Source organism: Vibrio hepatarius (genome assembly GCF_011806575.1).
In the GTDB taxonomy this organism is placed as follows: domain Bacteria; phylum Pseudomonadota; class Gammaproteobacteria; order Enterobacterales; family Vibrionaceae; genus Vibrio; species Vibrio hepatarius_A.
The window spans coordinates 1-24,548 of sequence record NZ_JAATOO010000024.1; the positions used below are offsets into that span (position 1 = coordinate 1).

Annotated in this window: 21 protein-coding genes and 1 pseudogene; 10 read left to right on the forward strand and 12 right to left on the reverse strand. The window is 46.1% G+C overall.

Going from position 1 to position 24,548, the window contains the following annotated elements:
* Positions 1-78: 78 nt before the first annotated feature.
* Positions 79-963: a (2E,6E)-farnesyl diphosphate synthase gene (gene ispA, locus HCZ42_RS16975; RefSeq protein ID WP_167421967.1), complete on the reverse strand. Its 885-nt coding sequence runs from the start codon at positions 961-963 to the stop codon at positions 79-81.
* Positions 964-983: 20 nt separating this feature from the next.
* Positions 984-1,226: an exodeoxyribonuclease VII small subunit gene (xseB, locus tag HCZ42_RS16980; RefSeq protein WP_167421968.1), complete on the reverse strand. Its 243-nt coding sequence runs from the start codon at positions 1,224-1,226 to the stop codon at positions 984-986.
* A 249-nt stretch (positions 1,227-1,475) separates the two neighbouring features.
* On the opposite strand from xseB, the gene pomA reads away from it, so the two are divergent.
* From pomA to rlmM, 8 genes and pseudogenes are all read left to right on the forward strand, one after another.
* On the forward strand, positions 1,476-2,240 hold the full coding sequence (gene pomA, locus HCZ42_RS16985; protein WP_167421969.1) for a flagellar motor protein PomA: 765 nt from the start codon (positions 1,476-1,478) through the stop codon (positions 2,238-2,240).
* Between the two features lie 9 nt (positions 2,241-2,249).
* Positions 2,250-3,200, forward strand: a complete 951-nt coding sequence (locus HCZ42_RS16990; protein WP_167421970.1) for a flagellar motor protein MotB — start codon at positions 2,250-2,252, stop codon at positions 3,198-3,200.
* Between the two features lie 162 nt (positions 3,201-3,362).
* Positions 3,363-4,811, forward strand: coding sequence for a tRNA uracil 4-sulfurtransferase ThiI (thiI, locus tag HCZ42_RS16995; RefSeq protein ID WP_167421971.1), 1,449 nt, complete (start codon positions 3,363-3,365; stop codon positions 4,809-4,811).
* A 106-nt stretch (positions 4,812-4,917) separates the two neighbouring features.
* A pseudogene (locus HCZ42_RS17000) lies at positions 4,918-5,100 on the forward strand (UbiA family prenyltransferase); the annotation flags it as partial.
* A 508-nt stretch (positions 5,101-5,608) separates the two neighbouring features.
* A complete protein-coding gene (locus tag HCZ42_RS17005) occupies positions 5,609-6,517 on the forward strand; it encodes a transcriptional regulator GcvA (protein WP_053409528.1) in 909 nt (302 codons plus the stop codon).
* Positions 6,510-7,136 carry an alpha/beta fold hydrolase gene (locus HCZ42_RS17010; RefSeq protein WP_167421972.1) on the forward strand — a complete coding sequence of 209 codons (627 nt, stop codon included), beginning with the start codon at positions 6,510-6,512 and terminating at the stop codon, positions 7,134-7,136. The genes HCZ42_RS17005 and HCZ42_RS17010 overlap by 8 nt, the downstream gene beginning before the upstream one ends.
* Entirely contained in the window at positions 7,123-7,524 is a 402-nt protein-coding gene (locus HCZ42_RS17015; protein WP_175579544.1) for a DUF423 domain-containing protein, read from the forward strand. Before HCZ42_RS17010 ends, HCZ42_RS17015 begins: the two co-directional genes overlap by 14 nt.
* On the forward strand, positions 7,521-8,612 hold the full coding sequence (gene rlmM, locus HCZ42_RS17020; RefSeq protein WP_167421973.1) for a 23S rRNA (cytidine(2498)-2'-O)-methyltransferase RlmM: 1,092 nt from the start codon (positions 7,521-7,523) through the stop codon (positions 8,610-8,612). Before HCZ42_RS17015 ends, rlmM begins: the two co-directional genes overlap by 4 nt.
* A gap of 68 nt (positions 8,613-8,680) precedes the next feature.
* Here rlmM and xni read toward each other — a convergent pair whose 3' ends face one another.
* The 9 genes from xni to queF form a co-directional block, all read right to left on the reverse strand.
* Positions 8,681-9,460 (reverse strand): flap endonuclease Xni, encoded by a 780-nt coding sequence (gene xni, locus HCZ42_RS17025; RefSeq protein ID WP_167421974.1) that lies wholly within the window; start codon positions 9,458-9,460, stop codon positions 8,681-8,683.
* A gap of 141 nt (positions 9,461-9,601) precedes the next feature.
* Positions 9,602-10,723 (reverse strand): OmpP1/FadL family transporter, encoded by a 1,122-nt coding sequence (locus tag HCZ42_RS17030; RefSeq protein WP_167421975.1) that lies wholly within the window; start codon positions 10,721-10,723, stop codon positions 9,602-9,604.
* A 119-nt stretch (positions 10,724-10,842) separates the two neighbouring features.
* The gene (vmeQ, locus tag HCZ42_RS17035) at positions 10,843-13,983 is read right to left on the reverse strand and encodes an efflux RND transporter permease subunit VmeQ (RefSeq protein ID WP_167421976.1); all 3,141 of its coding nucleotides are present in this window, start codon (positions 13,981-13,983) and stop codon (positions 10,843-10,845) included.
* A gap of 10 nt (positions 13,984-13,993) precedes the next feature.
* Complete coding sequence (gene vmeP / locus HCZ42_RS17040) at positions 13,994-15,136, reverse strand: efflux RND transporter periplasmic adaptor subunit VmeP (protein ID WP_167421977.1); 1,143 nt, start codon at positions 15,134-15,136, stop codon at positions 13,994-13,996.
* Between the two features lie 90 nt (positions 15,137-15,226).
* Positions 15,227-15,967 carry a hypothetical protein gene (locus HCZ42_RS17045; RefSeq protein ID WP_439849004.1) on the reverse strand — a complete coding sequence of 247 codons (741 nt, stop codon included), beginning with the start codon at positions 15,965-15,967 and terminating at the stop codon, positions 15,227-15,229.
* 587 nt (positions 15,968-16,554) lie between these two features.
* Complete coding sequence (ppnN, locus tag HCZ42_RS17050) at positions 16,555-17,919, reverse strand: nucleotide 5'-monophosphate nucleosidase PpnN (protein WP_167421979.1); 1,365 nt, start codon at positions 17,917-17,919, stop codon at positions 16,555-16,557.
* Positions 17,920-18,080: 161 nt separating this feature from the next.
* Entirely contained in the window at positions 18,081-19,634 is a 1,554-nt protein-coding gene (locus HCZ42_RS17055; protein WP_167421980.1) for a GGDEF domain-containing protein, read from the reverse strand.
* A gap of 112 nt (positions 19,635-19,746) precedes the next feature.
* Positions 19,747-22,017, reverse strand: a complete 2,271-nt coding sequence (locus HCZ42_RS17060) for a tetratricopeptide repeat protein (RefSeq protein WP_167421981.1) — start codon at positions 22,015-22,017, stop codon at positions 19,747-19,749.
* Positions 22,018-22,031: 14 nt separating this feature from the next.
* Complete coding sequence (gene queF, locus HCZ42_RS17065; protein ID WP_167421982.1) at positions 22,032-22,877, reverse strand: NADPH-dependent 7-cyano-7-deazaguanine reductase QueF; 846 nt, start codon at positions 22,875-22,877, stop codon at positions 22,032-22,034.
* A 133-nt stretch (positions 22,878-23,010) separates the two neighbouring features.
* Between queF and syd the strand changes: the two genes are divergently transcribed.
* Both syd and HCZ42_RS17075 read left to right on the forward strand, forming a co-directional pair.
* On the forward strand, positions 23,011-23,556 hold the full coding sequence (syd, locus tag HCZ42_RS17070; RefSeq protein WP_167421983.1) for a SecY-interacting protein: 546 nt from the start codon (positions 23,011-23,013) through the stop codon (positions 23,554-23,556).
* Between the two features lie 2 nt (positions 23,557-23,558).
* Positions 23,559-24,335, forward strand: a complete 777-nt coding sequence (locus HCZ42_RS17075; protein ID WP_167421984.1) for a Zn-ribbon-containing protein — start codon at positions 23,559-23,561, stop codon at positions 24,333-24,335.
* Positions 24,336-24,361: 26 nt separating this feature from the next.
* Here the strand turns inward: HCZ42_RS17075 and HCZ42_RS17080 are convergent, their stop codons facing one another.
* Complete coding sequence (locus HCZ42_RS17080; protein ID WP_175579545.1) at positions 24,362-24,544, reverse strand: DUF2897 family protein; 183 nt, start codon at positions 24,542-24,544, stop codon at positions 24,362-24,364.
* Positions 24,545-24,548 lie beyond the last annotated feature (4 nt).

Here is a 24,548-nt window from a genome sequence, read left to right on the forward strand (position 1 = left end):
GTTCGTCTGGTGTGTTTGCCAGAGCCAGTGTCGGATACTTTGAAATATCAAGAGTCATATATTTGCGCGCTTATAGTGTTAGTTCTTGCGCTCGATGACATATCGGGCGAACTCTTCGAGTAACTCTGTATTGTATGGGATAGCTTCCAATGCTTGAAGTGCTTCATGTAACAGAGTGTGAGCTTTGTTGACAGCGCCTTCCAACCCTAAGAGAGCGGGATAGGTGCTTTTGTTTAATTCTTGGTCAGAACCTTGTGGTTTGCCCAGAGTTTCCGTATCACTGATGATATCAAGAATGTCGTCTTGAACCTGAAACGCTAAGCCGATCGCATCGGCGTATTTGTCGAGTAAAGGTAGCACTTCAACGCCTTTTTCACCCGCAGCTAGCGCGCCAAGACGGATCGCACATTTCATCAATGCACCGGTTTTATGGCGGTGAATTTCTTCTAATTCTGCGAGAGAAATTGAACGATTTTCGGCAGAGAGATCGAGAGATTGCCCCATGCACATTCCGCTAGCACCAGACGCTTGAGCCAAAGTGCTGACCATCTTAATGCGATTCGCTTCTGCTTCTGGCGCAAGTTTACCGTCAGCCAGAATCGTAAACGCTAAAGTTTGCAGTGCATCGCCAGTGAGAATCGCGGTGGCTTCATCAAACTTGATGTGACAAGTAGGCTGGCCGCGACGCAACTCGTCATCGTCCATCGCCGGAAGATCATCGTGGATAAGGGAGTAGGCGTGAATACACTCAACTGCAGCGGCTGGAGCGTCAAGCGCTTCAACGTCGCACCCTAGCATTTGTCCGGTAATGTAAACCAGAAACGGTCGTGCGCGCTTACCTCCTAGCAGCAAACCGTAACGCATTGCGTCGATCAAAGGTTGCTCTTGGTGAGGAAGTTGGTTAAGCCATTCTTCTAACTGAACGTTGTTACGTTGTTGGAATGAGGTTAGAGCCTCTTGCATAGGTATATCTTCTAAATCAATTATTCTGGCTGAGCATCAAACTGACTAAGCGGCGCTTCGTCATCGTTATTTAGTAAAATACTGACGCGTTGTTCTGCATCATTCAGCTTACCTTGACCCGCACGAGCCAGTGCAATGCCGCGCTCGAATTTCTTCAAAGCATCGTCCAGTGCAAGGTCACCATTTTCAAGGCTTTCTACGATTGTATCGAGCTCTTGGATGGTCGCCTCAAAGGTCATATTTTCAGGTTTCTTGCTCGCCATAATATATCTGCGTTGATAAAGATGCACGAAAGTTACCTTAGCGGCTAATAATGGTCAAATTTAACCGAGTAAATTTGTCAGAAAAATCGACTTCGAACTGTGATAACACGGATATTGGTCAACACTTAGTGACTTGCTGGTTTACTAGTTGGAACAAGTCTCTATATTAGGAGCTAGAAATTACTAAAGATCTGAAAATGCAGCCGATATAATTTGGTAGAAGCTCAGAGATAGCATGAGGAGTGCTTTGTGGATTTAGCAACGCTGATAGGACTGATTGGCGGTTTGGCTTTCGTCATCATGGCAATGATACTTGGCGGAAGTATCATGATGTTCGTCGATGTCACGTCTATTCTAATCGTAGTTGGTGGTTCAACCTTCGTTGTGTTGATGAAGTTTACTATCGGACAGTTCTTCGGTGCCGCCAAAATCGCGGGTAAGGCCTTCATGTTTAAGGTGGACGAGCCAGAAGACCTCATCGCTAAAGTTGTCGAAATGGCTGACGCTGCGCGTAAAGGTGGTTTCCTAGCTTTAGAAGAAATGGAGATCTCCAACAATTTCATGCAAAAGGGTATCGACTTGCTGGTTGATGGTCATGACGCTGACGTCGTGCGTGCCGCGCTGCAAAAAGATATTTCCCTGACCGACGAGCGACACGAGTTTGGTACAAGCGTATTCCGCGCGTTTGGTGACGTTGCTCCGGCGATGGGGATGATCGGTACGCTGGTTGGTCTGGTTGCTATGCTTTCAAACATGGATGACCCAAAAGCGATCGGTCCTGCGATGGCAGTTGCCCTTTTGACGACACTGTACGGTGCGATTTTATCCAACATGATTTTTTTCCCGATCGCGGACAAGCTGTCGCTACGTCGTGAACAGGAAAAACTCAACCGTCGCTTGATTATGGATGGCGTATTGGCTATCCAAGATGGGCAAAACCCACGCGTTATCGACAGCTACCTGAAAAACTACCTCAATGAAGGTAAGCGTAGTCTTGATGTAGATAACGAGTAAGGAACCGTTATGGATGATGATAACGAATGCAAATGTCCACCACCGGGGCTGCCGCTCTGGATGGGTACATTTGCCGATTTGATGTCACTGCTGATGTGTTTCTTCGTACTGCTGCTTTCGTTTTCGGAAATGGACGTACTGAAATTTAAACAGATTGCGGGTTCAATGAAATTCGCCTTCGGTGTGCAAAACCGACTCGAAGTTAAAGACATTCCGAAAGGCACTAGCATCATCGCGCAAGAGTTTCGACCGGGTCGACCTGAGCCGACGCCGATTGATGTCATCATGCAGCAGACGATCGATGTTACTCAGCAAACCCTCGAGTTCCATGAAGGTGAGTCTGACCGTGCTGGGGGTAACCAGCGTGATACTGGCAAACTCACCGGTGGACAATCACCAGATACATCGACGCAAAACAACCAAAACTCTGAGTCTGACAGCCAACAGCAACAGTCTGAGATGTCTGAAGAGATGGAAACGCTGATGGAAGCGATCATGAAAGCGTTAGCACGTGAGATTGAGCAAGGCGCGATCGAGGTGGAAAACCTCGGTCAGCAAATTGATATTCGAATCCGTGAAAAGGGCGCTTTCCCTGAAGGGTCGGCTTTCTTGCAGCCTAAGTTCCGACCATTGGTGCGTCAGATTGCCGAATTGGTGAAAGACGTTCCGGGCGTGATTCGCGTATCTGGTCACACCGATAACCAGCGTCTCGACTCTGAACTGTATCGCTCAAATTGGGATCTTTCTGCTCAGCGCGCAGTTTCGGTAGCGCAGGAGATGGAAAAGGTCCGGGGCTTTAACCATGAGCGCTTGCGAGTGCGTGGTATGGCCGACACTGAGCCTCTAGGGCCAAATACGACGGAAACTCAGCGAGCGCGCAACCGCCGCGTAGAGATCAGCATTATGCAGGGTGAGCCAATCTACAGTGACGAAGTGCCCGCACTACAAAATACCCCCTAAACTGAAAGACGAGCGTTAAGCTCGTCTTTTTTATGAGCTGCCTATCATGTATAATCTTGCGCCCTTAGCGGGGTAGCCTCTATTTTGCTCCCAGATGGACAGAATTAAGATCGACTGCAACGCGAAACTGTTTTGCGAAACTTGTAACTTGTGAAGTGAATTATGAAATTTATCGTTAAGCCCCATCCAGAAATCTTCGTAAAAAGTGAATCGGTACGTAAGCGCTTCACAAAGATTCTCGAGTGTAATATTCGCAACATCATTAAGGCTCGTACTGAGTCTGTCGCGGTGTTTAACCGTCGTGACCATATTGAAGTGACATCAGAATCTTCTCAGTACTACAAAGAAGTGGTTGAAGTTCTGACTCACACCCCGGGTATCCACCACGTACTTGAAGTTCAGCAATCAGAGTTTACTGATCTGCATAACATCTTCGAGCAAGTGTTAGAGTTGAACCGTGCCAACATCGAAGGCAAAACCTTTGTGGTACGTGCGAAGCGTCGCGGTAAGCACGACTTCACCTCTATCGAACTTGAACGCTACGTTGGTGGTGGCCTGAACCAAGCGGTTGAAAGCGCAAGTGTCAAACTGCACAACCCTGATGTGACGGTTAAAGTTGAAGTGGCTGGCGACAAGCTTAACCAAGTCATTGCTCGTCACAAAGGTCTGGGTGGCTTCCCTCTTGGTACACAAGAAGACGTGTTGAGCCTAATTTCTGGTGGTTTTGATTCAGGTGTATCAAGCTATCTGCACATCAAACGTGGCTCAAAAGTACACTACTGTTTCTTTAACCTAGGTGGTCCTGCACACGAGATCGGTGTTAAGCAGGTTTCTCACTATCTATGGAACAAATACGGTTCATCGGCAAAAGTGCGCTTCATCTCTGTAGACTTCGAACCTGTTGTGGCTGAAATCCTAGAGAAAGTGGATGACGGCCAAATGGGCGTGGTTCTTAAGCGTATGTTTATGCGCGCGGCGGGAATGATCGCCGAGAAATTTGGCATTCAAGCGCTTGTGACCGGTGAAGCTCTAGGTCAGGTGTCTAGCCAGACGCTTACCAACCTACGTCATATTGACGGTGTCACCGATTCACTGATTCTTCGCCCGTTGATTAACTGGGATAAAGAAGACATCATTAACCTGGCGCGCCAAATCGGTACCGAAGACTTTGCTAAGACCATGCCGGAATACTGTGGCGTGATCTCTAAGAAGCCAACAGTAAAAGCAGTAAAAGCGAAGCTGGAAGCAGAAGAAGAGAAGTTTAACTTCGAGATTCTAGAGCAAGTCGTGCGTGACGCTCGCCAGATGGATATTCGTGATATCGCGAAAGAAACAGAGCAAGCGGCACCTGAAGTTGAGCAAGTTCAAGCGGTTGAAGAGCACGCGATCGTGCTGGATATCCGTAGCCCAGAAGAGGAAGACGACAACCCGCTAGAAATTGAAGGCGTGGATGTGAAACACATTCCTTTCTACAAGCTAGGCACTCAGTTTGGTGACTTGGACCAAAACAAAACTTACCTGCTTTACTGTGACCGTGGTGTAATGAGCCGCCTACAGGCACTTTACCTGCAAGAGCAGGGCTTTAACAACGTTAAAGTGTACCGTCCGTAAACGGTAGAGCTGTTGAATCTAAAGCGCAAATTGACCATCAATTTGCGCTTTTTTATTGCCTGTTATTCGGCGATGGGCAAAATTATTTCCAGCTGGACACTGTGATCTGAGAGCTTTCGAATCGTTCTGTTGCGTTAGTTTCTTCCTCGCCGCAAAATCAGAGCCTGCGAGTCTGATGTTGTTCCTTACAACGTTAGCAAGTTTAGGGCTGGTGATTACTTCAGGTTGCGTAGTGAATAACATTTTTGACCGCGATATCGACCAAAAGATGACGCACAAAAAACGAGAATGAGCTAAAGGTAATATCAATATCGCGTCTGTCTATGTTTTGGTAATGGGGATAAGTGGTGTGCTTGGCGTCGAGGTATTGCCCGCCATTATCTAAAACCCACTCAAACAGCGCACCGAATCGGTTTATTGAACGTCACTCTTTGCTGCGGTGACTACTTGATAGTGTTTCAGCTAAGAAGGAGTGACGTTTTTGTATCTGCGGAAAAAGGGCATAAAAAAACACCGCCATTTAGGCGGTGCTAAAAAATTTGACAGACAGGTCAAAATAAATACAGGAAGTATGTTTCGTTCCATCTTGGTACGAAACGGTGGTAGAAATCCTACCTAACTCGAAATACGAGTTTGCAAACACAACATCGCAGCAAAGTGCCAATTGATTCCATAAGAATCAAGCCGTTCAGGCTCTTTACTGCGGGGGGAAATATAGAATTTCTCTGGTCGTCAGGCAATGGACATTTTATAATGTTTCAGATTAAAAAAACTAATCCCATATAAAGAAGGGTGCCATGTCCAGAAGATTGCCTCCGTTAAACTCATTAAAGGTGTTTGAGGCCGCAGCGCGTCATTTGAGCTTTACTCGTGCAGCTGAAGAGTTGTTTGTCACTCAAGCAGCGGTGAGTCATCAGATTAAAGCGTTAGAAGAATTCCTCGGCTTAAAGCTTTTTCGCAGAAGAAATCGCTCTCTACTTCTTACCGAAGAAGGTCAGAGTTATTTCTTAGACATTAAAGATATTTTCACTTCACTAGCAGAAGCTACTGATAAAGTTCTTGAACGCAGTGAAAAAGGTGCATTAACTATCAGTTTGCCGCCAAGTTTTGCTATTCAGTGGCTAGTGCCACGTTTGGCAGACTTTAACCAACAAGAGCCAGATATCGACGTTCGCATCAAAGCCGTGGACATGGACGAGGGATCTTTGACGGACGATGTCGATGTGGCGATTTATTATGGGCGAGGCAATTGGCCGGGGCTTCGTGCCGATAAACTATATCAAGAATTCTTGATCCCACTTTGTTCACCATCGCTACTTTTAGGTAACAAACCATTAGAAACACTAAGTGATTTAAGCAAGCATACGTTGCTACACGATACATCTCGTAAAGATTGGAAACAATTTGCTAAGCAGAACGGTATTGAAGGGGTCAATGTGAACCATGGTCCTATTTTTAGTCACTCGACGATGGTTCTTCAAGCCGCAGCGCATGGACAAGGCGTCGCTCTGGGTAACAACGTATTGGCACAACCTGAGTTAGAAGCGGGGCGTTTGATCGCGCCATTCGATGAAGTGTTGGTCACCAAAAATGCGTTTTATGTAGTTTGCCATGAGAAGCAAGCTGACATGGGGCGTATCGCTACTTTCCGCGACTGGATGCTAGCGAAAGCACAAAGTGAGCAGGAGGATTTGTTAGATGACTAATTACCTGAGGGATGGTGAGCAGGGCGCGCCGATTTTTATTTTTGCTCATGGTGCGGGCGCAGGAATGGACCATGATTTCATGTCTGCTGTCGCGCAAGGGTTAGCCAAGCAAGGAATTCAGGTGATACGCTTTAATTTTCCGTACATGGACAAACGCGCGGAAGATGGTAAGAGACGTCCGCCAGACAGAGCGCCAAAGCTGCTGGAAGCTTATCAACAAGTGATTGCTGAGTTCGCGCAACAGCGTAGCGTGGTGATCGGTGGCAAATCCATGGGGGGGCGAATGGCCAGTCTACTGGCTGACGACGAAAATGTTGCCGCGGTCGCTTGTCTGGGGTATCCATTCCATCCGCCGGGCAAGCCAGAGAATTATAAAGGCGAGCACTTGGCTTCTGTGGCAAAACCGCTGCTGATTATACAAGGTGAGCGAGATACCTTTGGCAAAAAGGAAGAGTTTAGCGACTTTGCTCTGTCATCAAGTGTACAAGTTGAGTTTTTGCCAGACGGTGACCACAGCTTTAAGCCACGCAAAAAATCGGGTCATACTGAGCAGGGCAATATTGACTTGGCGGTACAATGTTTAGCGAAATTTATTTTTGAGGTATATGGTGAAAAGTAATCAACTGGTCGCGTTTGGCGGTGTGTTAGCAGGTATTGGTGTTGCACTGGGCGCTTTTGCCGCACATGGGTTGAAGAAGGTGTTATCGCCATATTTGATTGAAGTGTTCAATACAGGTGTTCAGTATCAATTCATTCATGCACTGGCTATTTTGTTGTGCGGAGTATTAATTCGCTCTTCTTTGACCGAGAAATCACAAAAATATTTCGCCCTCGCTGCGATTTGCTTTATCATCGGCATCTTTTGTTTTAGCGGCAGTCTTTACGCATTGGCATTAACGGGCATTAAATGGTTTGGCCCAATTACCCCGTTTGGTGGTGTAACTTTTATGCTAGGTTGGGGACTGTTCGTTTTCGCAGCGCTACATAATAAAGAGGTGAATCAGTGAAACAGGTAATGCTCTACTGCCGTTCAGGTTTTGAGAAAGAATGTGCAGGAGAAATTCAAGACCGCGCGACGCAACTTGAAGTGTTCGGTTTCCCTCGCCTGAAAAACAACACGGGCTATGTCCTATTTGAATGTTACCAAGACGGCGACGCTGAGAAGTTGGTAAAAGGACTCGATTTTAAGTCATTGATTTTCGCTCGTCAGATGTTTGCTGTTGCGACTGAAATCCAAGAACTGCCGCGTGAAGACCGAATTTCGCCAATTCTTGACCAATTGAGCGACGTTGAAAGTATGCCTCGTTGCGGTGATATTCGTATCGAAACGCCAGATACCAACGAAGCGAAAGAACTGCTTAAGTTCTGCCGTAAGTTTACAGTGCCGATGCGCCAAGCATTGCGTGGTAAAGGCATTTTATTTCCAAAAGACAGCCCGAAAAAACCGGTATTGCACATCTGTTTTGTTGCGCCGGGACATTGCTTTGTCGGCTACTCGCTGCCGTCAAATAACTCGCAGTTCTTTATGGGCATTCCACGTCTGAAGTTCCCAGCAGATGCGCCGAGTCGTTCAACGCTGAAACTGGAAGAAGCCTTCCACGTTTTCATCCCGCGTGACGAATGGGATGAGCGCCTAGCACCAGGTATGTGGGGTGTTGATTTAGGTGCGTGTCCAGGTGGCTGGACTTACCAATTGGTGAAACGCTCAATGTTTGTTCATGCGGTTGATAACGGCATGATGGCAGACAGCTTGATGGAAACTGGTCAGGTTAAGCACCACCAAGAAGACGGTTTTAAGTTTGAGCCTGCGCGTAAGAACGTGACTTGGCTTATTTGTGACATGGTGGAGAAACCATCTCGCGTCGCGCAACTGATGGGTGAGTGGATCATCAGCGGTTGGGCGAAAGAAGCCATTTTCAACTTAAAACTGCCGATGAAAGGTCGTTATGACGAAGTGCTGGAAGATATCGAAAACTTGAAGATCTTCCTTAAAGAGCACGGTGTGAAGTACAGATTGCAAGCTAAGCACCTATACCATGACCGTGAAGAGATCACGGTACACATCCAGTGTTTGTCGAACATCTCCCCGCATTAATCGCCTGTCGATACGAAAAAAAGGCTCTGATATCAGAGCCTTTTTTAATGTGTCAACGTTGGCAACATCTAATCTTCGTTGGGTCCGTTGTAACGTAAATCTTGAAGGTTAAAACCCAATTCGATATCGGTTTTTAGTGCAGATACTTGCTTTGACTTACGTGCAGCTTCAATGTGTTCATCGAGCTTTTTACGGTATTTAGCAGGCAGCTCTTCGCTGGCATACGCCTGTTCAATATCGCTGAACTGAGTGAGAATCTCTTTGGCCGCTTTTGGACCTATTCCAACGACACCAGGTACTTGACTTGAACTCACCCCGGCTAAGCCCCAATAATCGGCTAACTGTTTGGGTTTGACGCCAAACTCTTTTTCGATAAACGGTTCGTCTAACCATCGATGCTGAAAATAGTCGCGGATTTGCAGCGTCGGAGAAAGCAACTGACAATAACCTTTGTCAGTCGAGATAATCGTCACTTTCTCGTTATGCTCTGCCACTTTTACCGCTAAGGTCGCGACCAAATCATCCGCTTCATCACCTTCCGACAGCAGTGAATCAATGCCCAAATTCCACCATGCATCCTGAATCGACTCCAGACCTTTCATTAGAGGTTCTGGCATGGGTTTTCGGTTTTGTTTGTATTCAGGAAGAATATCTGCGCGCCAACCACGGTCTTGCAGGTGGTGGTCAAATACCGCGATGATATGTGTCGGTTGAGACTCTTTAATGATCTTGTTCAGTGTACGTGTTGTGGTAGTGATGGTTCTTGCTATATCGTTGGGATCGGGCTGAGCAGAATGCACGCGGCGAATAAGATTGAGAGCGTCGATAATAACAAGATGAATAGACATAGCAGTAAAAAAATAAGGGCAATTAAGCCCTTATTGTATCGGATGAGTTTTAGATTACCAGCGGCTAGTCACACCTCTGATTCGCAACTTAGCTCTGAATACGCTTCTGGCTAGGAAGCAATTTCAATACTGGTTATGACTCTACGAATTCTTCCAGTTGTAACCCAAGCTCAAGAAGTAAAGTGCTGGATCATCAAACTGAGTATTTACAATTGTTTCTGAAGATGTTTCTGAAGACTCTATCAACACAGCTTCAAATGCGAGGCTAATTGAACTGGTTGGATCTATGGTATAATCAAAACCAGTGCCGATTCGATATGCGTTACCAGTAGGCACCGTTAAATCACCATTATGTTGACTTTCGTACATACTGGAATCAAACGCAAAACCAGCATTCCACACCATTTTGTCGTTCAATTTGTATTGAGTACCCAACGCGACTTGGTAAGTATCTTTAGTCTCGACGTTCATTGTCGTTTGGTACTCACTCCAGTCCTGCCAGTTGATATTGCTCATTAATGCGAGCTTGTCAGTGAGCTCTTGATACACACTGAATATCACTTGTTGAGGTGCAATGGAATTTGAATTGTCGAACTCAAATTCCGTTTCACTTAAGTAAGATAACCCTAGGCGTGTCGTTGGGTCGAGTTGATATAAAACGCCAACACGTCCGTTAACTTGAACGTCTTCATCGGAGCCAGTTAGCGAATAATTGCCATTTTGCAAGCTCGCGTTGGCTTCAACTTTATACTTGGCATACTGAAGACCTAGTGCCGCACCGACCGACCATTGATCATTGATGCGATAAGAGGCAGAGGGCTGAATAGTGACTGCCTGAGTAATTGCACTAGGAACGTCAACTTGGGCAACGGGCTTATCGACTAAACCTTCATAACCAAGTCCGAGGCCATAGTTCCCGTAGAGACCGACACCTAGTGTCCATTTGTCATTCACTTGCTGGCTATAAAATGCTGACCCCATTGGCACATAACCGATCACATTACCAGCGTCACCAGAACGAGTATCTAGTTGAGCATCACCATACAGGCTGATTAAGTTACCGGTGAAAGATTTTCCTGCCACATTAGCAAGCCCAGCTGGATTAGCCGCTAAAACGGAAGCATCTTGAGCACGTGCGGCCATACCAGCGGATGCTAAACCGATATCTGATGTAGTGGTTTCGTACAGGTATAACCCACCCGCTTGCGCAGCAGCACACGTCAGTAGAGAACTCGCTACGACGATTTTTGAAAGATTTTTCATACTAAAACCTATTGTTGTCTAGGGAACCCACGCTGCGACAGTGGTTGTATAGCTATGAAAGGCATTGGCCACACGTACACAGCATGGGATATTTTGGAGTCGGTCTGTTGAAATCAGCGTTATTGCTCGCTCACTTCAGGTTCAGAGGGGTTCTTTCGCTTAAACTTCTCGCGCAGAGATTGCATCATTACGAAGAACACTGGCGTCAGTAGCGTGCCTACGAATGTAGAGAGAATCATGCCGCCGAACACCGCAAAACCCAGCGAATGGCGAGATTCCGCACCGGCGCCCGATGCAATAACCAGCGGGAATACACCCCAAATGAACGCAAACGCAGTCATCTGAACCGCTCGGAAACGGATACGAGCCGCTTCTTTGGCAGCATCTATGATGGATAAGCCTTTCTCTTCTCGCAGAACTTTGGCAAATTCCACGATAAGGATTGCCACTTTAGCGGACATACCAATCAAGATGACCACACCGATCTGCACGTATAAGTCGAACGGTTGTCCCATCAGCAGTAGCGTGCTCATTGCGCCAAGAATCGCGACAGGAACCGCCATCATTACCGCAGCCGGAATGGTCCAACTTTCGTACTGAGCCACCAAGAACAAGTAGGTGAACAGCAAAGACAATGCAAACGCGATTGGCGCCATATTGCCTGCTTTCATCTCTTGGTAAGTCATGCCTGACCACTCATATGAGTAACCACTTGGCAAAGATTCCGCAGCCAGTTTTTCAATCGCTTTTACGACATCACCCGAGCTGTAACCTGGTGCTGGCGCACCGTTCACGGTTGCAGAGCTGAACATGTTGTAGTTTGACAAGGTATCTGGGCCGAAGATCGGTTCTACTTTGACTAAGGTCGCCAGTGACACCATTTTTCCACTGTTTGAGCGAACATAGAGGTGGCTGATGTCGTCGATGTTGTCGCGATATTGCTCTTCCGCTTGCACTTTCACTTGGTACGAACGGCCAAACAAGTTGAAGTCAGAAATGTACGCACCACCCAATTGTGCTTGTAGGGTGCTGAAGATTTCGTTCAACGGTACGCCCATTGAAATCGCTTTATCGCGGTCAATATCGATGTAACGTTGCGGAATGTTCGCACGGAAAATCGAAAACGCACGCGCCACTTCAGGCAGTTGGTTGATTTGAGCAACAAAGTCGGCGGTTGTTTTTGCTAACTCTTGTGGAGATCGGCCCAAGTTGTCTTGCAGTACCAAATTGAAACCATCCACAGCCCCCATACCTTTGATCGCTGGCGTCGCGAAGACGAATGAGGCAGCTTCTGGTGTTGAGTTAAGCATTTGGTTGACTTTGTTCATCAACACACGTTGGTGCAGCTCAGGGTCTTTACGTTTGCTCCAGTTATCCAGTTTGATGATCAACATGCCTGAGTTTGGAATCGCCGCCATATTGATAACCGAGAAGCCCGCGACTGAAACCACGTTCTCCACACCTTCCATCTGTTTTAGCTCATCAACGTACTTCTCCATTAATGGCGCGGTACGCTGCAACGCCGCTGCGTCTGGTAAGCGCATTTCGACCATGAACACGCCTTTATCTTCGTTTGGTACGAAAGAAGAAGGTACGGTCATGAACGCAAACGCGAGCACCGCGATAAGCGCGCCATACACCCCTATACTCAGTACAATGCGACGGCTCAAGAAGCCGACTAAACCTTGGTATTTACGCGTGATCGCTTCAAAACCTCGGTTAAACGCACGCAAAGGCGCAATAGGTTGCGAGTGGGTTGATTTCAACATCAACGCACAAAGGGCAGGGGTTAACGTCAAAGCGTTAATCGCTGAGATCAGTACCGATACACAGATGGTGACCGCGAACTGGTTAAACATTCGACCCGAAATACCCGGCAAGAGTGCAACTGGTACGAATACCGCCAACAAGATCAGCGTCGTTGCCAATACAGGCCCCGTCACTTCTTTCATTGCTTGGATCGTGGCTGGGATCGGCTCTAAGTGCTCTTCATCGATAACCCGCTCCACGTTCTCCACCACGATGATCGCATCGTCCACCACAATACCGATGGCGAGGATCAAACCAAACAGCGAGATGGTGTTAATGGTCATACCCATAACGCCCATGATTGCGAACGTCGCAATGATGGAAACCGGTATCGCCAAGGTTGGAATGATGGTCGCACGCCAGTTTTGCAAGAAAACGTACACAACGAAGCTTACAAGAAGTACCGCAATCACCAGTGTCTCGTACACTTCATCAATCGATGTTTCTACGTATTCGGTCGAGTCATACGCGATGTCGTAGACCAAATCGTCTGGGAACGATTTCTGGTACTCTTTCATGGCCTCTTTCACGCGTTCCATCACGTCAAGCGCGTTTGCTGTCGGCAACTGATACAAGGCTAAAACGGCAGCGGGTGCGTTATTCATACGACCATCAGCTTCATAACCTTGCGCACCAACTTCCACGCGAGCCACATCTTTCAAGCGAATCAAAGAACCTTTCTTGCTCGCACGGATGATGATGTTCTCGAACTCATCAGCAGAAGCAAGTCGGCCTTTGGTTTGCAGAACGTATTGATATTGCTGGTCACCCGGTGCTGGCATACCACCGATCTTACCCGCCGCCACCTGGATGTTTTGCGTTTTAATCGCGCCGACAACATCACTGGCAGAGAGCTTCAAGGTCGCCAATTTATTAGGGTTCAACCAAATACGCATTGAGTAGTCTTTCTTACCGAGCAGCGTAATGTCACTCATACCTTCAATACGCTTTAGACGTTCAACAATGTTGAGATCCGCGTAGTTAGAGAGGTAGATGCTGTCGTAAGACTGTTTAGGAGAGCGCAGCGTGATAACGCCTAACATGTCGGAAGATTTCTTCTTAACCGTTACGCCGATTTGGTTTACTTCTTGTGGAAGAGAGGACGTTGCCTGTGCAACCAAGTTGTTTACGCGAACCTGCGCCATATCGCCATCTGCGCCCACTCGGAAGTAGACGCGCAGTGTGTATGAACCATCGTTACCAATCACAGAAGACATATATATCATGTCTTCAACGCCGTTTACTTTGGCCTCTATCGGTTGTGCGACCGTCTTTTTAACCACGTCCGCGTTGGCACCCGGATACATGGTGCTCACTGTAATTACCGTTGGAGAGATTTGAGGATACTCAGAAATTGGCAAGACTTTCAGGGCGATCATACCCATCAATGTCATCGCCAATGAGATCACCAAAGCAAACTTCGGCCGGTGAATGAAAAATTTACTTAACATAAGTACTCACTCAGCTTTGTTCACTCTGTTGTTCAACGTCTTTCACCGTTGCACCCGGACGCACTTTTTGTAGACCATTCACGATGACTTTGTCGTTAGCCGCCAAGCCAGCCAGCACTGCGCGTTCCACACCGTAAGTCTGACCTAGCTCAACGTTACGACGAGAGACAACGTGATCATCACCAACTACCATGACGTAGTCACCCGCTTGGTCTTGTTGAACCGCCGCTGATGGAATAAGCAAACCGTCGACCGTTTTGTTGCGCAGTTTGATGGTTAAGTTGCCGTATTCACCCGGCATAAGCGCGTATGTTGGGTTGCCGAATTGTGCTTCAGCACGGATTGAGCCGGTTTCTAAATCGATCTTGTTACCAACGGCATAAATTTCGCCACCAAATGGGTAAGTTGAACCGTCAGAGAGCGTCAAGGTTATGTCTAAGTCCAGTTTGTCATCGTTGCGATGAGCCACGTCGATCGCACTTCTTACGCGTCGATAGAGCTTTTCATCCACATCGAAGCCGAAGCGAATTGGGTCGATTTGAGTAATAGAAACCAGAGGAACGAGTTGGATTTTCGAGATGCGGTCGCCAACGCGGAAGTTACTGAAACCAACGCGGCCAGAGAAAGGAGCACGCACTGAGCTAAATTCAAGATCCAACCTTGATGAAACCAGTGTCGCTTTCGCCTCTTCTACCGAAGCAATCGCTGCGGCGTGTGCTGCAATGGCGTCATCGTATTGCTGCTCACTGATGCTTTTATCTTTAATAAGTTTCTTAACACGCTCTGCATCACGTGTGGTTTGAACGAGTTGCGCTTTTGCTTTTTGCAAAGACGCTTCTGCATATGCTAGCGCCGCTTTGTAAGGACGGTCGTCGATTTCAAACAGCAATTGGCCTTTTTCTACCATATCGCCATCTTTAAAATGAATCGCCGTTAATTCGCCACCGACCCGAGGCATTATATCAACGTCATTTACCGCTTCAGTTCGACCGATAAAAGTATGGTAAGGAGTGATTTTTGTTTCGGTTAAGGTAACGGTTTCAACAGAAGGAGCTTGGGCAGTTTTCGTTGCGATATCGCCAGTTTTACATCCCGATAGTAATGCAGAAGATATAGCAAAAGATACCAACACAAATTTATATTTGGCTTTCATGATAAACCTACTTTATGTAGAAAGTGCCCTATCCTCAATATTTAAATATATGGATAAACACACTTTCTATTCTGGAAACAAACGAGGGAGTTAGAATTGATAGTTAAATTCGATACGGTGATCACCATCACCAAAATTAACTTGTTCATTCCAGTTTGCAAAGTAACGAATATTTGCACGAGGATTAATTTGATAAGACAATGCAAATTCATGAGTTAAGATATTATCTTCACCAGCGTAATAAGTATCTTTATATTCGCTAGAGCCTGATAATGTATGCATATACATTGGATTATAGTTAATCCAGATTTTATCGGTTAATTCAATTTTTGAGTACATACCAACAACGGTGAAAGAACCTGGAATTTCATAACCTTTATCATCACCACTAAAATCATTAGCAATAGTGACACCCGCACCAGCTAAAGGAAATAGTTGTAGCATCCCAAGCTTAGGTAGGGCTTGAATAAAGCTGTAAGATGCGTCTAATTTGTCGCTATCGACGTCGTAGTTTACATCCAATTGACGACCTAGACCTTTTGCGACTTCTACTTGGAAGTTACGTAGTCGGAAAGAGTCAATGCTGTCATCAACATTGGCATACATTGGTTCGTCATTGTCGCGGATGCCAAATAGCTCACCACCAATGCCTTTCATTTCGATGATATTCATCGCCATCGTACCAGGCTGGCTAGATTGGTAAGTTTGACCGATTTTGATGTTTGCGCCTTTGTCCGTAATACCAAAGCCCGCTTGTGTGTAAACAGCAAGCGGGTCAGACATATCTTGTAACGTTTCATTATTGCCAGTTTCTGCATAAGCCGAAGGCATTAGGTATAATATCGTAAATATCGATGAAATTATTTTTGTAGTATTCATATAAATCTCAAGACTATCGTTAACTATTTCGAGTTATGTTAGTTGTTAGTGATTGTTATATGAATAACAATTATTTGGTGTTTTCAATATTTGTTAAGTAAAAAACTTATAGAAACAAATGGGAAATATCCTATATCGATTAATTAAAAATAAGAATTAGATCTATATATTTAACGATCCTTGTTATTAAGTACTTTGTTTTTTGTTGTTCTTGTTTTAAATTGATACTAAATTTGAATTTTCTTCGTTATTTTTTATTGGGTTTTTTTATGTTTCGTTTCAAAGTAGACGTATTGCTCTAAATTAAGTTCAATAACCCCTCGTTATAATTTGGCTTCTAACCTAATCACATATGTTTTATTGATGTTGATTGAGAGAAAAGTCTAAATCAATATGATAAAAATAAGACTTTCTAGACATGATGGTAAAGTTACTAGCTATCAAACAATTATAATCAAAGTTGTTTTCTAGAATTTTAGACTTCCCCCACATGAATGTGGGGGAAATGGTCAGATGAATACATCGAACACTGTAGGTGGTTAGTCACCGGTCTTGATTCGATAACACGGCTCGTAAGCTGTGCCACCAGGTAGCTTCATGCGGTCTTGTTCGACAAAGTCGCGCAGAAGCTTGTCCATTTTCTTCATTAGGCTCAGGTCGCCGTCTAAGGTAAATGGGCCATATTTTTCAATCTCATGGATGCCTTCGGCTTTGACGTTACCCGCCACAATGCCGGAAAATGCTTGGCGCAATGCTGCGGCTAAGTTTTCTGGGCGTTGGTTAAGGTGCAAGTCTAGGCTCGCCATGTTTTCGTGTGTTGGCTCAAACGGCAACTGGAACTCAGGTTCGATTTTCAATAACCAGTTGAAGCTATATGCGTCGCCTGTATCTTTACGGTGTTGACGTACGTCTTCCATACCGCGCTTCATGATTCTGGCGACGCGAGCCGGATCGTCAATTACTATTTCATAGTGTTGCTGCGCTGCTTCACCCAATGTATCACCAACAAATTGGTCTATTGAGCGGAAATATTCTTCACTTTCTTTTGGACCTGTGAGTACGATTGGCAGGGGTTGGTTGGCGTTTTCTGGGTGCATCATAATGCCCAAGATATACAGCAACTCTTCGGCTGTGCCTGCGCCGCCTGGGAAGATCACAATGCCATGCGCCATACGAACAAATGCTTCAAGACGTTTTTCGATATCTGGCATGATGATCAGTTCATTGACGATCGGGTTTGGTGGCTCAGCCGCGATAATTGACGGTTCAGTCAGGCCAAGGTAGCGTTGGTCATAGTAACGCTGTTTTGCGTGACCGATCGCTGCACCTTTCATTGGTCCTTCCATCGCACCCGGACCACAACCGGTACAGATGTTCAGCTCACGCAAGCCCAGTTCATGGCCAACTTCACGTGTGTATTGATATTCGGTTGGGTTGATCGAGTGCCCGCCCCAACAAACCACGAGGTTAGGTTCGATCCCTGGCGTTAGTGCGCCTGCGTTACGCAAAATACCAAACACCAAGTTGGTGATATGGCTGGCGTTGGTCAGGTTCAGACGCTGGTTGTCCGCCAAGTGCATATTGACGTAAACAATGTCGCGTAGCACCGAGAACAAGTGCTCCTGAATACCTTTGATAATGTGCCCGTCAACAAAGGCGTGCTCTGGCGCGTTAGTCAGTTCAAGCTTGATCCCGCGCTCACGACGGACGACGTTTACATCAAAAGACTTATATTTGTCTAAAAGTTCTTTGGAGTTGTCTGTGTGACTACCAGAGTTCAGCACCGCAAGGGTACAGTTACGGTAGAGTTGGTACAGATCACTGGAGGCGGTTTTCTTAAGGCGCTCAACTTCAAGTTGAGAGAGAAGATCCATACTACCAGCCGGACTGATATGAGTGATCATAGTAATCTCCTTGACTAGAATCGAACTCTCCATGAGTTACTAGTTATGGTGGCCTAATCGTGATAACAACAGAACGACGAGGTAATAACTAGCTTAGCACGTTTTTTGTAACAAAAGTCTAACTGATTGATATTTATATGACATTGGTAGAACTGAGTGGGCTATTTCCACATCAGTTGGCTGGCGCCACGTGACTTTCCTTCTTTGAGCAGACGGTTGAGTCGTTCGAGTAGCTCTTCCGGGGTGTCGGACTCTTGGAACGAGGTGCTGGCTGCCGACAGTGTGATCGTCAGGTGTTGGTCGCGGAACTTAAATGGCAACTTAGATACCTGAGTCTGGATTTTCTGGATCAGCTGGAAGCAGTCGGTATCTGAGCGTTCTGGTAGAATCATGATGAACTCTTCGCCACCAAAGCGAGCGACAGTATCTTGGTCGTTGGTCGCACCTTTGATGGTACGAGCGATGATTTTTAGTGCCTTGTCACCAGCGGTGTAACCAAAGCTGTCGTTAATAGATTTGAACCCGTCGATATCAAGCAGTACTACACGTAGGTTGTGCTGGGTTCTTATCCAGCGGCGATATTCAATCTCTAACTGGTCAGAAAAGGCGGTGCGGTTGTGAACTTTAGTCAGAGGGTCGAGTAAGATGCGTTGAGCCTGATCTTCTAGGCGGCGACGATAGTCTTGCGTCAGTTCAAACAACGCTTCCAGTTGGTTTTTGCCGTGATTCATACGTTCAATCAGCGCTTGTTCACGCTGTTCGGCGTGGCGTAGCCGCTCAGAAACGGAGATGAGCTGGTCGATAAGCGGATTGACTTCACTGCGTAGTGCTGACAATTCGGTCGCGTCTTTGACGGTCGAACTGGCCTTGGTGATCAACCCTGACAGTTCTTCATTCATTTCCTGACGTTGTTCAAAATAGCTTTGCGATTGGTGGGCATTTTGTGACGAGCTTTTCATCGAAGAGGCTAGGGAAGTATTTACCTGTTCAAGAAACTGTTCTGACGTTTTACGCTCGTAGTGCGTGCCGTCAATAACTAATTTTAACGTTTGTAACGTTAGCTCAAGCAGCTCGTGAGTGTTCACACCGACCAAAAGTTTAGCGCGGATATCCGCGAGCTGGTCGCCAGATTCGCCTTCGAAATCGAGTTCGGTAATGAAATTTTGTAATTGGTCAGAAAGTCGTAGCAATAACTCTCTGTCTGAGGTGTTTGAAATTTGGTTGAGAAGTGTGTTTGGGTTAGCGGTAATGATTTTGACAGAACGTTCATAGAGACCAAGAAGCTTCATTGCTTGCTCCGTATTTGGTCGTTTAATCCCGTTGGAGTAGCTCAGTAGATCTCTGAGGTCTTGTTTGATTTTTGTCGGTAAGCCAGCAAGGCGAAGCAGTGTCTCTCCGCTGTGCTTAATCTGCGAATCTAAGTGTTCCGTCTGTTTTTCCATAGCCACGCCTTGTTGTTTGAGCAAGCGTTCGAGTACGGCCAATTTTGGAATGAGGGAGCTTACGTCTTGTTGTTGCTCAATGGCTTTTTTTAGCTCTCTTAAACCAGCCTGTAATCGTGGGTTCTCACTTTTATAGGCGTCAGTCATCGACGCAATAATACGTTTGAGTACCTTTTGCTCTCTAGTAAATTTGAACGACGCATCTCTTTGTGTCAACCGAAGTTGTTCCAATTGAGATTTTAATTCGTGAAGCTCTTGTTCTAGAACGCCCATAGAAAACTAAACTTACAGACCAGCGGACAGTATCCACTCTTATTTATGAATCTATAGATAGTACCAAAATAATAAATCTCGTCACCGCTTAATATGCTCAATTGCTGAGGATTTATTCATCTTTTAATAATTTTTTGATGCTCTCCTCATTCTTATAAGAAGAATGAACTTTGATTAGCCCTTGGTTAATTGAATGTTTACAAGCTTTTCGAATATTTCCTGTCGCCAAACTTGCCGCTGGTGCATTTTCAATCGCTTTCAGATACACCCACTGGCTGCAGTGTTCTTTCATGCTTAAGGTGCGGGCAGTGCTAGTTGACATCAGTAGGATATCAATCAATTCCTTATCATTGACCGCAGTATAAGCCCTTGGTAGGAAAGGGTAGTCTGCCATTCCCATTCTAATGATACGATTGATATTACGTTTTGGTTCAAATTCTGCGACCCATTGCTGAATTTTGTTAAACACCAGTTCAGGATCGGTCTCTTGTTCGCTGTTGGGTTCGATATAGAGCAGGTTTGCGTCAGAAAAGTGATAGATACGTGCTGGGTGCTCAACACGTTTTCTTAAATATTCGCCAAACGCTCTTTCCAGTTTAAGCCCTTCTTCATAGCCGTGCTGTAAATACATATTACGTAGGAAAGGAACATCAATCATGGTAAAACGAAGACGGTCGTTGAGTGGCTCATGAATTAGCTCGCCAACATGCCATTTTTCAAATTTATTGATGCTTTCTTCTAAAGAGACTGGAAGTTTGGCATTTAGCATCCGTAGGTTTTTTAATCCCGAACGGGAGTGGGTAAAAAGATCTTTATTTAATCGGTCGAGTTCTTCTCGTTGCACACTGATGATATGCCCGCGACGCAAAATAAAAATAAACAACAATGCACTGATGATAAATAAAGTGAAGGTGATCTTCTGGAATTTTAAATACTCGTTATGGGTTTTTTCCAGCTCTTTTTTCTGTCCAACTAAGTGTAGTGTTTGCTCGACGAATTCTTTTTGTTGGCGGAACGCGTCTTCACTGATCAGATCGAGCTTTTCTTGTTCAATCAGCGCCAGCGAGTTGTAGTGTTTTAAGTACTTAAGCGAATTCTGATAGTCACCGCTAAGTTCATAACCTAAATAAATCAGTTGATACGCCGACTTCTGTGCACTGACATCATCGATTTGTTTTGCAATTTCTAAAGCTTGCTGGGCGTTGCTTAGCACGGCATCGGCATTTTGTTTATAGCTCGCCAGTCCAGCTTCTAGTAGTAAGGCATGAGCTTTCAGTCGAGGAATATCCGCGTATTCAAGCAGAGTTTGTGCTCGGTCTAGATATTGCTCGGCGAGTGGGTAATTCACTAGTTGTAAGTAGGTTGCAGCTAGAGAGAGTCGGATATCAATCACGCTTTCCACGTTGCTTTGGATACGTTCATGGTCCATTGCGTTGAAGTAATGAACCAGAGCGAGATTGTATTTGCCTTGATCGTAATTGATGTCACCGATACGTTTCAGCGTGGGCGCCAGCAAAGGTGAATTTTCGTAGTTGTCATAAAAGTCAGCCGCTTGAGACAAGTGTTCGCCGGCTTTATCCAGTACACGACGTTCGTAAAATAGCTGACCTAAAGTGCGATTAACTTCCGCTAGCAAAATGCCTGAGTCGCTTTCGATCGCTTTCCAATAACTCAGCAGTAACTCTGAAAGCGCAAGGTTATATTGCTTGTTGGCGAGGTAGTGCTTACCTAAAGTGGTGTGGAATTGAATCGAGGTATAATTCGATTTTGATTCATCGGCGTGCGCTTTGGCAATTTGATACAAGCTTTCCGCCTTGCTCGATAGGCCATCAGCTGAGGCGATATCGGCTTTTAACATCGTCATCTTATACTGAAGTCCACGCGCTAATTGCTGAGGATTCTGAATTTGTTTAAAGCTCGCTTGCCAGTCATCCAATGCCGATAAGGCCGCTCGTGAGTCTTCAGATAACAGCCAACGCATTCGGATGTCGAGCAACTGCAAATCCAGTTTTAAAAACGGCAGGTTATATTTGGTGGCTAGGCCTTTTGCTTCCGCGAGATGTTGCAGGGCAATATGCTGATTGCCCAAATTGAACTCGGCGCGCGCGAGTATTCTCAGAGCGTCAATAGAGCTGCCCGGCGAGCGAGTACGGCTATCGCTTTCATCGCGTGATACCGAAGAAGGGCTCTGCTCGGTTTGATCGGATAGGGTACGCTGAGCCAAATAGTTGCTGGCGAGCTGCTTAGACTGCTTAGGCACAATATCAACCAGACTATTGGCTTCACTAAGCATAGTCGAAGAGTAGACCGTTGCCATCGCAACGTGAGTGGTCAGCAGCAGAACAAGTGCGCCTAGCCAGCGCGCCCAGCGTAATTTAGCCATCCGATTCTTTTCCCTTATTGGCGAGCCATTCTTTGGTTATGGTTTGGCTGAGCTTGCTCAGTCGAGCGGTATGGGTTGATGTCCAAACCACCCCGTCGAGTATAACGTGCGTAAACCGTCAGCTTCTCTGGTTGGCAGTATTTCATGATGTCAGTAAAAATACGTTCAACACATTGCTCGTGGAACTCGTTGTGTTCACGGAACGACACGATGTAACGAAGTAACGCTTCACGGTCAATTTTCTGACCGCGATATTGAATTTCAACGCTGCCCCAGTCTGGCTGATTCGTGATCAGGCAGTTAGATTTCAGCAGGTGACTGTGCAAGCTTTCTTCGATGATTTGCTCTGAGGTCGCGCCTTGGAGTAAAGAGTCGTCAAAGTCGTAGCTTAGGATCTCGATGTCTTGGTCGTCGATACAATCGCCGTCCATCGTCACGATCAGGGAGTCTGTGTAGTCAACCACAGAACGCACTGTGACGCTAACGTCTTCACCTGCGCAGGCAGAAAGGTCTTTTTTCAGTGTCGCTTCGACGTCATCCCAAGTGGCAAAACGAGTTTGGTTAAAGCTGTTGAGGTATAGCTTAAACGATTTTGATTCGATCAGGTTATCGCTGGTGGCGGGAATCGATACTTCACCGACAGCAACTTGTGGTAGGCCTTTTTCGTTCAGCCAAGATAGCTCGTAAAGAGTCCAAATATCGCAGCCTTTGAACGGCAACTGTTCGCCAAGTTCAAGGTCATTTCGGTTTAGGCTACGTGGCACTGGTTGCAGCAGAGTGGGATCGTATTGATTCGCGTACTCGGTCTTTTGACCCAGAGTCAGACCCGCCAACTCTTTTGCATCAGAATATTTGCTCATACTTAGGTTCATTTTCTATTAGAATGTTGAGAATTTTACGAAATCCCGCGCCTAAAAGCGAATACAGATACCCATCTAAATAAGTGCTGCTGTGCTTTAACTCTGTGGTATCGCGATGAAATTGGAGATTCTAATGGCTGATAATGCCTTGCAAGCGTTGCTCTCATTCAGTGAAAACTACCGCCAAGCTTACGTCGAAAAGCATGGACATTTACCTACCAGCGAAGAGTTAGTGGACTTGGTTTCCCCGTGTGTTGAGAAAAAACACGCCGATCACGTTGAGTGGCAAGCTTATCAGCGAGAACAAGCCGCCGATTTTACCAATGTAGAAAATGGCATTGAGTTAACTCTGCATGATGACATTAAAACTTTCTATGGGTCGCAATACAGCGCGGATATGGAAGCGACTTGGAACGGCAATCACCTATGTTTACTTCAAGTATGGAGCGATGACGATTTCGTCCGTCTGCAAGAAAACATCCTAGGGCATCTGGTGACTCAACGTCGGCTCAAGCTAAAGCCGACGGTGTTTATTGCGGCAACCGACGCTGAGTTAGATGTGATTTCGATCTGCAACTTGACGGGTAACGTTGTGCTTGAGCGACTTGGTACAGATAAACGAGACGTGTTGGCACAAGATGTGGCTGAGTTTCTAACCAATTTAACGCCAGCGGTATAGCAATGTACGTAGTAGAACTTCAATTTGAATGCTTTGATAACACCACCGTATCTGCGGTCGACAAAGCGATCAATGGATTAATGGACGCACTGCGTTACAACGGTCAGGTACTCGGCCGTGAGTTTCCAATCGTTATGGGCGATGGTGAATTCTTTGTGCGCGCGGTTTGCCCTGAGCAAGAAAGCCTGCATCCGAAATATCACTCGGATTTCGTCAACGTGTGCATTGGCCGATTGGCTGAAGCATGTCTGTTAGCGCCTAAAGTGCGCTTACTCGGGCGAGATTTAAATTCAGAGGCGGCTGCCGAAGAAGAGACACCAAGCTGGCAAGTGTTGTACACGACTTACGTACATACCTGTTCGCCTCTACGTAGTGGTGAGTCTTTGCTACCGATCCCACTTTATCGCAACGGTCCAACCCTCAACGGTGATCACAAAGCGGTGATTAAGTGGCAAACCGAGTGGCAAGCGTGTGACGAGATCCAAATGGCGGGCGCATGTCGTGCTGAGCACGCGGCGCTGCACGAGATATGCGATGCGGATAGTGTGCTATTCCGTCGCGGATGGGATTTACGTGGTCGTATTGAGTACATGACTAAGATTCCAACTTACTACTACCAATATCGCGTGGGTGGGAAAAGCCTCGCTGATGAGCAGGCACGCAAGTGTCCTAAGTGTGGCAGCGAGTGGCTACTAGACGAGCCGCTGCATGACATTTTCCACTTTAAATGCGACGACTGTCGAATCGTATCGAATATCTCTTGGGATCATATTAAGTGATTCGCTAAACGATAAAAGACCCGCAGTTATTGCGGGTCTTTTTTATTCTCTTCGCTCTCATCTCGAACGTTAGTCGGGGGCATTTTCGGCTGTTTACTCTTGAGGTTAAATTTCATCTTCGCGGTGTACTTTAACGCCGCAATATTACCGATGATCACGCTCAAGACGATAACAATGATAACCCAAGGGTTCGTTAACCATTCCATCATTCCC

Bases quoted from the DNA above. Each gene is read 5' to 3' on its own strand.
- ispA (WP_167421967.1), bottom strand. From the start codon at position 963: ATGCAAGAGGCTCTAACCTCATTCCAACAACGTAACAACGTTCAGTTA.
- HCZ42_RS17005 (WP_053409528.1), top strand. From the start codon at position 5,609: ATGTCCAGAAGATTGCCTCCGTTAAACTCATTAAAGGTGTTTGAGGCC.
- syd (WP_167421983.1), top strand. From the start codon at position 23,011: ATGGCTGATAATGCCTTGCAAGCGTTGCTCTCATTCAGTGAAAACTAC.
- HCZ42_RS17055 (WP_167421980.1), bottom strand. From the start codon at position 19,634: ATGGGCGTTCTAGAACAAGAGCTTCACGAATTAAAATCTCAATTGGAA.
- HCZ42_RS17010 (WP_167421972.1), top strand. From the start codon at position 6,510: ATGACTAATTACCTGAGGGATGGTGAGCAGGGCGCGCCGATTTTTATT.
- HCZ42_RS17015 (WP_175579544.1), top strand. From the start codon at position 7,123: ATGGTGAAAAGTAATCAACTGGTCGCGTTTGGCGGTGTGTTAGCAGGT.
- HCZ42_RS16990 (WP_167421970.1), top strand. From the start codon at position 2,250: ATGGATGATGATAACGAATGCAAATGTCCACCACCGGGGCTGCCGCTC.
- vmeP (WP_167421977.1), bottom strand. From the start codon at position 15,136: ATGAAAGCCAAATATAAATTTGTGTTGGTATCTTTTGCTATATCTTCT.
- queF (WP_167421982.1), bottom strand. From the start codon at position 22,877: ATGAGCAAATATTCTGATGCAAAAGAGTTGGCGGGTCTGACTCTGGGT.
- HCZ42_RS17080 (WP_175579545.1), bottom strand. From the start codon at position 24,544: ATGATGGAATGGTTAACGAACCCTTGGGTTATCATTGTTATCGTCTTG.
- thiI (WP_167421971.1), top strand. From the start codon at position 3,363: ATGAAATTTATCGTTAAGCCCCATCCAGAAATCTTCGTAAAAAGTGAA.
- vmeQ (WP_167421976.1), bottom strand. From the start codon at position 13,983: ATGTTAAGTAAATTTTTCATTCACCGGCCGAAGTTTGCTTTGGTGATC.
- HCZ42_RS17045 (WP_439849004.1), bottom strand. From the start codon at position 15,967: ATGCCTTCGGCTTATGCAGAAACTGGCAATAATGAAACGTTACAAGAT.
- xseB (WP_167421968.1), bottom strand. From the start codon at position 1,226: ATGGCGAGCAAGAAACCTGAAAATATGACCTTTGAGGCGACCATCCAA.
- HCZ42_RS17075 (WP_167421984.1), top strand. From the start codon at position 23,559: ATGTACGTAGTAGAACTTCAATTTGAATGCTTTGATAACACCACCGTA.
- xni (WP_167421974.1), bottom strand. From the start codon at position 9,460: ATGTCTATTCATCTTGTTATTATCGACGCTCTCAATCTTATTCGCCGC.
- ppnN (WP_167421979.1), bottom strand. From the start codon at position 17,919: ATGATCACTCATATCAGTCCGGCTGGTAGTATGGATCTTCTCTCTCAA.
- HCZ42_RS17030 (WP_167421975.1), bottom strand. From the start codon at position 10,723: ATGAAAAATCTTTCAAAAATCGTCGTAGCGAGTTCTCTACTGACGTGT.
- HCZ42_RS17060 (WP_167421981.1), bottom strand. From the start codon at position 22,017: ATGGCTAAATTACGCTGGGCGCGCTGGCTAGGCGCACTTGTTCTGCTG.